This window comes from Bradyrhizobium sp. S69 (genome assembly GCF_009766005.1).
Classification (GTDB): Bacteria; Pseudomonadota; Alphaproteobacteria; order Rhizobiales; family Xanthobacteraceae; genus Bradyrhizobium.
This window is the reverse complement of the sequence record NZ_LMUK01000018.1, coordinates 73,525-83,851: the sequence shown is the minus strand read 5'-3', so window position 1 is coordinate 83,851 and position 10,327 is coordinate 73,525. Positions and strand designations below refer to the sequence as shown.

Sequence of the window (10,327 nt, the reverse complement as noted above, 5' to 3'; positions counted from 1 at the left end):
CGTGCCGTAGCGCGGATCGACGCCGTAATAGTCCGAGATATCGTAGCCGTCATCCTTGCCGGGAGATGGTTGGAACGGCATCAACCAGATTGTTGTAATGCCAAGCCCCTGTATATAATCGAGCCGTCGCAGCAAACCCTTGAAATCGCCTATGCCGTCGCCATTGGCGTCCATATAAGTTCCTACGGCCAAACAATAGAACACGCCATTTTTGTACCAGAGATCATCGATCATTGATAAATCGCCCCTCGGTCGGCCTTGAGGTTTTTCGCTGGTTACGTGGCAAGAGCATAAGTGGCGGGGTGAGCACGGGTTCCCGCGCAGCGCTTGCTTGGAGCTACGGGAGTTGGCGACCGTCGCCTACCGACACGAAACAGGCATGCCACCCGAGCCCCGAAAGTGTTGCTTTTTGACTCGACGGCGACCGGGCCGGTCCATCCGAAAGTTTGCCCGAATGGGTGAACGCGAAATGGCGTTCTATTTTATTGGACCGGACCGGCGGCTTGCTCGCGGCTCTTGATCGAGCCTTGATATTTGGCGAAAGCGTAAGTGATCTCGGCGCCCATCAGTATTATTTGCGACGAATAGTAAACCCAGATCAAGACGACAATGATTGATGCCGCCGCTCCGTAAGTGGATTCTAACCCTTGTTTGCCGATATAAAAGCCGATGGCGGACTTACCGAGTTCGAAAAGTGCGGCGGTAATACCAGCACCCAGCCAAACATCATACCAGTCGACCGGAGCGTCGGGGAGCGATTTGAACATCATGGCGAAAAGCAGCGAGATGATGCCAATAGAAGCTATGATGGTTGCGAGGTGTAAAATCCATTCTTGGACATACGGAGCCGCGTATTTCCCGAAGGCTGCCAGGGCCGCGGTAACGATTAGAGAGACCAGGAGAAGAAATCCGAGGGCGAGAACCGCAGCGAGCGAGACGATGTAACTGCGTAGAATGCCATATGCCGTTGCCCGGCAACTCGCCGACCTCCCAGACCGTATTCAAGGCGTCCTTGAGCTGAACCACGACCCCTACGGCCGCGAAGAGTAGCGCTCCCAGCCCAAGCAATGTCGCAATGAGGCCCTGTCGGGGCCGGCCGGCATCCGCAAGCATAGCCTGGACGGCTTGGGCGCCTGTGTCGCCGAGCATGTCCTTGATAGATGACGCCACCTCTCCATTTACCGCTTCGCGGCCGAAGAAGAATCCGGCGATTGCGATGGCGATGACGATGACGGGTCCAAGCGAGAATACGGAGTAATAGGCGAGGGCGGCCCCTTGGCGGGAGTCTTTGTGTTCAGACCAATTCTTGGTCGCCTCTTTGACAACCGTCCATAGCATGGCATCCCACTTTCGCCGATCATACCGACGGTTCTCGATGCGACAAACCTGGGTGCCAGGGAAAGGACACTGGGTCGGTCGTTTGTCCAACGGATAAAGCAGGCGAGTAGAATTTGGTTCCTGAGCGAATTCCGCGCCTGTAGGCGCTTGTCCGATCCCGCGTTGGGGACTTTGTTCTGGACGGTTGCGAGCGGAATGTCGCGATACGCCGGGTCAACGAAGGATCAGTTCCTTTATCCGCGCAGCGAGCCCGTCCATTGCGAATGGCTTGGTGAGGATGGCCATTCCTCTATCCAGGCCATCCATTCCCATGGCTGCCTTCTCCGCATATCCGGTAATAAACAGGATTTTCAGGGTAGGCCTTGCGGTTCTTCCGTAGTCCGCCAACTGCCGCCCGTTCATTCCGCCCGGCAGCCCCACGTCAGTCACGAGTAGATCTATACGGGTGCGCATTCGTCACGAAACGCGGGTCGGGGAGCGATGGACGCAAAAGCTGCGACTGACGAGCGTGGCTAAAGCGGACGGCAAAGTCGTGTGGTCCTGACGCCCCAATGGCTGGTGTCAAATTCCTGAGAAGCAAGCTTCTTCAAGCTCCTTGGGAATGACGGTGACAAGCAAGCCAGGTCTCGCCGGGGAGAGCACGATATAAGTCGTAAACCATTGCGCAGGGAAGGCCGGACTGCTTCCGCTGAACCTGTATGCTCGTGTGCGTTTTTTTGTCTACCTTTGCACGCGAGACCGCGGGTGCAGCGCGCACCCGGTCTTCCCTGCGCCCTCTCTTGAGGGTCGCCTGCGCCCTCTATTTTTTGGGGCGAATGATTTTGCAAAACTCGGACGCAGTGTGTCGCGGGATCGCGGAGTTGCGTCCGCACACCACATCTCCACCGTCATCGTCCGCGAAGGCGGACGATCCAGTATTCCGGGGCGTTAGTGATGGAATCGAGAACTCGCGGCGTACTGGATACCCGCCGGAGCCTGTCATCGGGCGCGCATTCGCGCGACCCGGTGGCGGGTATGACGGCAGTGGGTGGAGCGTTCTCATCAACGTCATTGCGAGGAGCGAAGCGACGAAGCAATCCTGCTCTTCCCTACCGCCCCTGGATTGCTTCGTCGCAAGTGCTCCTCGCAATGACGGACGCGATACCCGACGCGCGCCGTCGTTACGATTGCCGCTAGAATTGCGTATGCAATCGCGTGGCGACGACCGAGGCTGGACCGCGATCGCGATTGTAGCCGGGGTTGACGACCAATTGGTAATCAAGCGTCACGCGGCAGAACGAGAGCGGAAAGCTGTAATAGGTCTCGAGGATCTGCTCAGGCCCCGGATGTGGAAGCTGGCCGTCGCCGACGAGGATGCCGAGGCCGCCCGCGTTGAGGAAGGCTTCGTGCTCTCTGGTGATGCCGTTGACGACGCCGGCGATCCCGAAGACATCGTCGGGCCGGCCCCATCGTTTGCCCTGCACCGAGAGCCCCGCGGCGGCGGTGCGATCGATGTCCGTGAACTCGTAGGGTTCGATGTCGCCATTGGCGAGGCCGGCGCGCGCGAACAAGCCGACATCCGGGATGATCTGCTGTTCGACGTTGATGCTGACGCCGCCCCGGCTGCGATATTCACGCACCGCCGCGATATCGACCGCGCCGCCCGTTTGTTCGGCGAGATTGATGGCATCCGCATAACTCCCCATGCGGCCGCGCGACAGAAAGCCGGTGACCGCGACCTTGCCGGGCTGCCCCCACAGTTCGTGGCGATGCTCGATTTCCCCGACCCATTGGAACTGTCCGAATTGCGGGTCCAACTCGGTGCTGTTGGGGACGATGGACATATCGAACACGCCGCCGCGCAGTGTCCAGTCGCCCTGATACCATTCTGCGGCGGCTCCCACCGAAAAGCCCCAGGCGTCGGCGGCATAGTCGAACGTGCCGGTGTCGATGACCGACCAGTTGAGAAAATCGGCGCGTGGATCGTGGGCGTATTTGTTGGTGTCGAAGATATCGCCGACGCTGAATTTTCCGACGGTGAAGACCAGGCGGTCGGCGGTCTGGCTTTCGGCAAACTGGTTGATCCCCGCATCGACCTTTTGCGTCTCGCCACCGAGATCGATGGTCTGCCGGATGAAGGCGCGTTGCAGCCGCGCATAGGGATATTCCGCGCCGGTCTTGTAGGCTTCTCCGCTGGTGAAGCCGGCAACGCCGAGCGTTCCGCTCAGCCCAAAGCCCTGGTCGATCTCGGGATTGATCCAGGCCTCCGCGCCGTTCCAGAGTCGCAGGCCGAGATAGGCCGTGGCGTCCCAGGTTTCGCGGCCGGCATTGGCGGCAAGGCTGTTCGGGCCGCTATAAGGCGCCGCGAACGGCGCGGCATATTGGCTGACGAACGTCGACTGGCCATGCACCGCCCAGATGTCTTGCGCCGGCGCGGGCGGCGCCTTGGCGATCAGTTCCGGGGCGCTAGTCGCCGGCGTGTCGTCGAACAATTTGTAGTTCAAGCCGAACCTGACCTGATGCAACGACAAATTGGAATCGAACGTTTCGGGTGTCGCGGCGAATGTGCGGCTTTGGCTGCCGAAGCCGGCATAGAGATATTCCGCGCGCGCGCTCCAGTTCGCGGCGACCGGAACCTCGACACCGGCGCCCGCGGCCCAGCCGAACCGCCACAGCAACGCGCTTTCCTCCGTGCCGGCCGGCAGCGTGCCATCAACGACCTGTGTCCGTTTCAACTGGTCGTAGGACCACGCCAATCCGCCGGTGCCGTAGAGCAGCCAATGATTGTCGAAGACATAGCCAACGCGCCCACGCACGGTGCCGTCATAGAGCGCGGTGTCGCCGTAACTCGCGCTGCCGGTGCCCGTGACGGTCGTGCCTGCAACCGAACTGGGAAACGAGGTGTCGGCCTCGACGCCGAGCAAGACATGCTGCGGCAGCACGAAATTATATCCGCCCTGAAGTCCGCCAAAATAGCTGCCATTGCCCTTGAACAGGTCGAATCCGTTGGTGAGATCGGTTGTGCCGGTGAGCGGCGCGCCGCCAGGCGGATTGGCCGACCAGTCGGACCGGCCTGCGGTGGTGCCGACATGGCCGCCGACATACCAGCCGGACCAGTCAAAAGCGGGGCTTTGGGGGGCGGCGGTTTTGGTGAAGGGAGTCTGGGGGAAGGGGGGCTTGGGCAGATCCGCGGCGCTCACCGATCCGTCCGCGGCCAACCCCGCCAAACACCCCATTACGCAACACACCCGTACCATCGCACCGTCCTTCAGTCTGCTATTGCAAGTCAGTTGCAAGAAAGATTGGCCGGAGAACGGAGTTCTGTCAACCTATTTGCAACTGATTATCAATTGCGAGACGGATTTGCGGAAATCGTGCTGGAATCGAAGATGGCGGGCAGTTCGGTGGCGAGGAGCGTGGGGCCACAGGTCGCTCTCGACTCGACAGTGTTAGCGAGGCTCGCGGATCAGGCTGGGTTGGAGGGCGGATTCGCATTCCGCATTGAGGTGACGCCTGCGCTCGCGATGTTCCGGCCGTCGCGGCAGCGACGTCGTACGGTGAGCTGGCGGCTAAACTTCTGATCTTGAGCGTGGTGACCGCAACACGATCGGCTTCACGATCTCGCGGCGAGTGCTGTCGTGGCGCGGATCGTCGCGCTGTTCGGCGCCATCCGGAAAACCATAGCCGGCATCGTCGGCGGCGAGTTCGGGCCGCGTTCCAATATCGCGCGAAGCCCATGTTAACTGGCGAGCTTCGGTTTACCAAACGAACGCAAAAGATGCGCCGAGGGCTGAGATACTTCACATTTGCGCTCTATGATGGGCGCCTGCAATTTAACTAGAAGGCGAAACAATCCATGACGGTAAGGTTAAAAATCATTTCGGCGATGCGCCAGATCGCCGAAGAACAGAAGGTCACTCTGCCGCCGCTCGATGATACGCTTTCGCTGCACGCAACCGGCTTCGATTCGCTTGCCTTCGCCATTCTGGTGGCGCGCCTGGAAGACGATCTCGGCATCGATCCGTTTACCATATCGGAGAACGCGGCATTTCCTCTCACGGTAGGCGACTTCATCGGGGCCTATGAAAATGTCCCCGCGTGAAACCTTCGCGCTTCGTGATTATCTCGGTCCGAACTTAAAGGGCCGCGCGATCTCGGATGCGCAACGGGTTGTCTCGCTGACCGACATTCTCGAATACACCTGCCTCGCAGATCGCATCGGAGAATTATCCGGGCGATCGGTGCTGATGGCGGTGTCGGACCAATTGATATCCGGCCTCGTGATGACGGAGATCGACGGCGTGGCGCGGCGCATGCTGCTGTGTCCGCCCGATCTCAACGCCGATCACCTGCAAAGCCTGATGGATGACGCCGACATCGATGCGGTGGTCACCGACCATCCGGAGCGATGGAGCGAGAGCGATGTGAAGCTCGTCGTCCCGGCCGGCCCGCCGGCGCGTGCCGCCTTGCAGATCAAGACCGAGCGGGCGACCGAATGGCTGATGCTGACCTCGGGCACCTCAGGTGTGCCGAAGATCGTCGGCCATACGCTGGAGGCGCTGACCGGTGCGATTGTCGCCGATGGTCCGGCGCGCAGCGCCGCGGTCTGGGCGACCTTCTACGACATCCGCCGTTACGGCGGCCTTCAGATTTTCCTGCGCGCCATCGTCGGCGGCGGCTCGATGGTCTTGTCCTCACCGCATGAGGCGCTCGCCGATCATGTGGCGCGGCTGCAAGCACGCGGCGTGACACATATTTCGGGCACCCCGTCGCATTGGCGCAAGCTCTTGATGAGCGGATCGACATCGCAGTTTTTCCCGCGCTATGTCCGCCTGTCGGGCGAGATCGCCGATCAGGCCGTGCTGGATGGGCTCGGCGCGGCATTTCCGGCAGCCTCGATCGGCCACGCCTACGCGTCGACCGAAGCCGGCGTCGGCTTCGCCGTGAACGACGGCCGCGAGGGCTTTCCCGCCGACATCATCGGGGTTAATCGCGATGGCGTCGAAATGAAGGTCGAAGACGGCTCGCTGCGGATCCGCTCGCGAAGAACCGCGCATGCCTATGTCGGCCGCAACGCCGCGGAGCTGACTGACCGCGACGGCTTCGTCGATACCGGCGACATGGTGGAACGGCGCGGCGATCGGTACCATTTCGTCGGGCGGCGCGGCGGCATCATCAATATCGGCGGCCTCAAGGTGCATCCCGAAGAGATCGAGGCGGTGGTCAATCGGCAGCCGGAAGTGAGGATGTCGCGCGCCAAATCGCGCCGTAGCCCGATCACCGGCAGCATCGTGGTTGTAGATGTCATTCTGGCCGAAGATGCCGACGCAAGCCGAAGCGATGAAATTCGCAAACGGATCCTGGCCGACTGCAAGGCATCGCTGGCGCCGCACAAGGTGCCTGCCGTGATCAAGTTCGTGCCGTCGCTCGATATCACGGCGGCCGGAAAGCTGGCCCGGCATGATGCATAATGTTCTGGTCACCGGCGGCAGCCGCGGTATCGGCCTTGCCATCTCGCGAAAGCTGGCTGGTGCCGGCTATCATGTCATCGCGGTGGCGCGCCACGAAAGCGACGAGCTGAAAGCAGCGATCGGCGAGATCGTCAAGCAAGGCCGCGGTGGCCTTCGCTTCAGGGCGTTCGATCTCAGCGAGGTCGACGCGATCCCCACCTTTGTCAAGGAACTGCGCGACGAATTCGGCGCCATCTATGGCCTGGTCAATAATGCGGGGATCGGCACCGAAGGGCTTCTCGCCACCATGCACAACAGCGAGATCGAAGCGTTGCTTCGTCTCAACGTGCTGTCTCCGGTCATTCTGACGAAATATGTCGTGCGGCACATGATGGCCGATGGCGCCGGCCGCATCATCAACATGTCCTCCATCATCGCGACGACGGGTTATAACGGCTTGTCGGTCTACGGCGCGACCAAGGCGGCCGCGACCGGCTTTACCAAGTCGCTCGCACGCGAGGTCGGCAAGCTCGGCATCACCGTAAACGCGATTGCGCCCGGCTTCATCGATACCGAATTGACGCAAAGCCTGTCGGACGACCAGCGCAAGCGCATCGCGAACCGCAGCGCGCTGCGCCGCTTGCCGGAGCCTGACGATGTCGCACGCATGGTGGAATATCTGCTTGGCGATGCGGGCCGCAATATCACGGGGTCGGTGATGACGATCGACGCCGGTAACACGGCCTGAGGCGCGGGGTCAGCCGCGCGACCTTCGCGCGGCCATGATTATTCGCTCGATCGTCCTGAAAATGCACCAAACTCTGACGTTTTTGGCCACAATCCGAAACGACGATTACCATGCATACGTTGGCCGTCATTTCAATTCTGGCGCTGATCGCGATCGGTGGGGCAGCTTACTCCGATCAGGTGTTGACCAGTCAGCAGATCGCGCAAAGGGCGGATTGAAGTCGGCTTTCGCAGGCTATCTTGTCGGTTGCTTGGGGGACAAACAAGCATGCTTTCCGTGGATCAATTTCTTAGGCTGATCAGCGTGCCGGCTGTCGTGGTCGCATTCTTGATCGCGTCGCAGGTTTCGGGCGCCGGAATCTTCCATTCCGCGCCGACGCACATATCAGGCGAATAACGCTTGATGGATGGCCTGTCTTGCTGAGGGCGATGGTCACATCGCCTTGAGGAAGCTTTCACCGGTGTCGCATGGCACGCACTGGTAGGTCAGCAAATCGAAACTCTGGTTTCGCGGCTCGATGAGGGCAAGCCTCATCGGTTCTCCGCATTTGATGCATGGCATTTCAACGCTGGACTCAAAGCGCGTGCATGTCGGCGTCGGCCGGAGTGGTCGCAGCATCGTGTCCCGATATTTCCAAAAGGAGCTGGTGTTTGCAGGGAGGCGACGCAACGCAACCGCTTAAAGCAACCGAACCGAATCAACTATGTCTGATTTGGGGCATGAGGGGAAGCAGTCCGGACACCCGTAATGAACCGGGTCTGCGGTCCAGGGGCGGTTCCGCGCGACATCAATCCTTCAGCGTGAACTTCTTGCGTAGTTCGGTCGCGATCTTGTCGGCGAGTTCCTGCGCATTCTTGGTGTGTTTCGGCGCAGTAACCACCGTCGGGCGCCAACCGAGAATTGGATCCCGGCGCACCGATACGAAAACACCACCGATTACCAAACGCTGGAGGATCATGTCTTCCAGTTCAGTGTCGGTCTTCTCTTCCTTGCCCATTGCGTAACCTTCTGACGGGTCATCAAAAGCTACGACTAAAATAATATCACGTTCTAAAAAAGCGATCACAAAAGCGAGATTTTAACGTTGACGCGAAAACGCAAAAGCGCCGGAAAATCAAGCGAAAGTCGCATCTCCGCATGAAACACGCGGCGCGCGCCGGTTGCTAGTGATAGCCGGCATCCGCCCGGACCTTGCCGCGAAATACCCAATAGGACCACCCGGTGTACATCAGGATCACCGGCAGCAGTGCCAATGTGCCGACCAGCAGAAATGCCTGGGTGCGCTCGGAGGAGGCGGCTTCCCATAGGGTGAAGTGGTAGGGCACGATCATCGGGTAAAGGCTGATGGCGATGCCGATAAATGACAGGACGAACAGCAGGACGGCCCCGGCGAACGGTATGGTTTCGGCGCGGCTGCCAAGCGCCCGCCACGTCATGAGTGCGGCAGCGGCGGTTGCGATTGGAACCGGCGCCAGGATCAGGATATTCGGCCAGCTGAACCAGCGTGCGGCCACAATCGGGCTGGCGACAGGCGTCCAGATGCTGACCACGGCGATGGCCGCCAGCACGCCGATCAGACAGATGCGGCCATGGCGACGCGCGGCGGCTTGAATGTCACCTTCGGTCTTAAGAATAAGCCAGCCCGCGCCAGCAACCCGTAGCCGAACAGCAGCGCCAGCCCTGTCATCAGCGAGAATGGTGTCAGGAACGCCAGAGAACTGCCGGCGAATTGTCGGCCGTTGACCTCATATCCCTGAATGAAGCTGCCCAGCACGATGCCCTGCGCAAAAGTCGCGATCGCAGACACCGGCGGCCGCTGATCGGCCGGAAAGTCCTTGAGACCCTTGACCTGGCCATTGAGCTCATGGGTCAGGAGGAGACTGCCGAGATGCGGCAAGTCGATCGAGAAATGGTTGGTCTCGGCCTTCTCGTCGGGGATGGCGAACAGTGTGATCGGGATGTCACGTCCGGTTTCCCAGCGCGACTCGATCGCCGCGAGCTTGGCGGGCTGATGTTCGCGCGCGTTGAGCCCATGCGCGTCGCCGAGCAGGATTTGCAGCGGCACCAGCGCGGTGAGCAGCCACAGCGTCATCGACACCATGGTGCGGCCTTCCTCGGCAAACTTGCCGCGGCGCAGGAAATAGGCACCGACGCCCAGCACGACGAAGCCGGTGGTGATGAAAAACCTCACCACGGTGTGCCCGAGCCGGAATGGAAAAGACGGATTGAAAATGACCTGCAGCCAGTCTTTTGGAAAGAAGCGGCCGTCGATCAGCTCATAACCGGCCGGGGCCTGCATCCAGCTGTTGGCCGCCAGGATCCAGAACGACGAAAACAGCGTGCCGAGCGCCACCATCAGGGCTGCGACGAAATGCGCCCAGGCCGGCACCAGTTTGCGCCCGAACAGCAGCACGCCGAGAAAGGCCGCCTCAAGGAAAAACGCCGTCAGGCCTTCATAGGCAAACAGCGGCGACAGCACATTGGCCGTGGCATCCGAGTAGCGGCTCCAATTGGTGCCGAGTTGAAATGGCATCACGATGCCGGTAACCACGCCCATTCCGAACGCGATCGAAAAGATCTTGATCCAGAACATCGAAACGCGGAGATAGACATCGCGTCCGGTAAAGAAATTGAAGCCCTCCAGCACGGCGATGAACGCGGCCATGCCGACGGTGAATGCCGGAAGCAGGATGTGCCACCCGATCACCCAGGCGAACTGCAATCGCGACAGGAAAACGGGATCAAAGCCCATCGCCACCTCCGGCCGCGTGATGCGGAAACCTGGCGATGAGACCGCTGAAGTTCCCCCGAT

The 10,327-nt window shown here is 60.5% G+C and carries 9 protein-coding genes and 2 pseudogenes; 3 read left to right on the top strand and 8 right to left on the bottom strand.

Going from position 1 to position 10,327, the window contains the following annotated elements:
* From GSQ88_RS35540 to GSQ88_RS06140, 5 genes and pseudogenes are all read right to left on the bottom strand, one after another.
* A partial coding sequence (locus tag GSQ88_RS35540; protein ID WP_246735085.1) for an alpha-amylase family glycosyl hydrolase occupies positions 1-234 on the bottom strand: 234 nt, incomplete at its 3' end.
* 248 nt (positions 235-482) lie between these two features.
* Positions 483-899 (bottom strand): YihY/virulence factor BrkB family protein, encoded by a 417-nt coding sequence (locus GSQ88_RS35945; protein ID WP_283810671.1) that lies wholly within the window; start codon positions 897-899, stop codon positions 483-485.
* 118 nt (positions 900-1,017) lie between these two features.
* Positions 1,018-1,338 (bottom strand): annotated as a pseudogene (locus tag GSQ88_RS35940) (YhjD/YihY/BrkB family envelope integrity protein); the annotation flags it as partial.
* Between the two features lie 213 nt (positions 1,339-1,551).
* A pseudogene (locus tag GSQ88_RS06145) lies at positions 1,552-1,782 on the bottom strand (response regulator); the annotation flags it as partial.
* Between the two features lie 728 nt (positions 1,783-2,510).
* Entirely contained in the window at positions 2,511-4,517 is a 2,007-nt protein-coding gene (locus tag GSQ88_RS06140) for a carbohydrate porin (RefSeq protein ID WP_246735084.1), read from the bottom strand.
* Positions 4,518-5,173: 656 nt separating this feature from the next.
* On the opposite strand from GSQ88_RS06140, the gene GSQ88_RS06135 reads away from it, so the two are divergent.
* Genes GSQ88_RS06135 through GSQ88_RS06125 form a run of 3 tightly spaced genes read left to right on the top strand, consistent with a single transcriptional unit; the run spans position 5,174 to position 7,515 of the window.
* Positions 5,174-5,419 (top strand): acyl carrier protein, encoded by a 246-nt coding sequence (locus GSQ88_RS06135; RefSeq protein WP_159006492.1) that lies wholly within the window; start codon positions 5,174-5,176, stop codon positions 5,417-5,419.
* A complete protein-coding gene (locus tag GSQ88_RS06130) occupies positions 5,406-6,788 on the top strand; it encodes an AMP-binding protein (protein WP_159006491.1) in 1,383 nt (460 codons plus the stop codon). The genes GSQ88_RS06135 and GSQ88_RS06130 overlap by 14 nt, the downstream gene beginning before the upstream one ends.
* Positions 6,781-7,515 (top strand): SDR family NAD(P)-dependent oxidoreductase, encoded by a 735-nt coding sequence (locus GSQ88_RS06125; protein WP_159006505.1) that lies wholly within the window; start codon positions 6,781-6,783, stop codon positions 7,513-7,515. The genes GSQ88_RS06130 and GSQ88_RS06125 overlap by 8 nt, the downstream gene beginning before the upstream one ends.
* A gap of 787 nt (positions 7,516-8,302) precedes the next feature.
* On the opposite strand, the gene GSQ88_RS06120 is transcribed toward GSQ88_RS06125, so the two are convergent.
* The 3 genes from GSQ88_RS06120 to GSQ88_RS06110 all read right to left on the bottom strand — a co-directional run bounded on the left by GSQ88_RS06120 (position 8,303) and on the right by GSQ88_RS06110 (position 10,267).
* A complete protein-coding gene (locus GSQ88_RS06120; protein WP_159006490.1) occupies positions 8,303-8,512 on the bottom strand; it encodes a hypothetical protein in 210 nt (69 codons plus the stop codon).
* 166 nt (positions 8,513-8,678) lie between these two features.
* A complete protein-coding gene (locus GSQ88_RS06115; protein ID WP_246735091.1) occupies positions 8,679-9,128 on the bottom strand; it encodes a cytochrome d ubiquinol oxidase subunit II in 450 nt (149 codons plus the stop codon).
* Positions 9,089-10,267, bottom strand: coding sequence for a cytochrome ubiquinol oxidase subunit I (locus GSQ88_RS06110; RefSeq protein WP_159006489.1), 1,179 nt, complete (start codon positions 10,265-10,267; stop codon positions 9,089-9,091). The genes GSQ88_RS06115 and GSQ88_RS06110 overlap by 40 nt, the downstream gene beginning before the upstream one ends.
* Positions 10,268-10,327 lie beyond the last annotated feature (60 nt).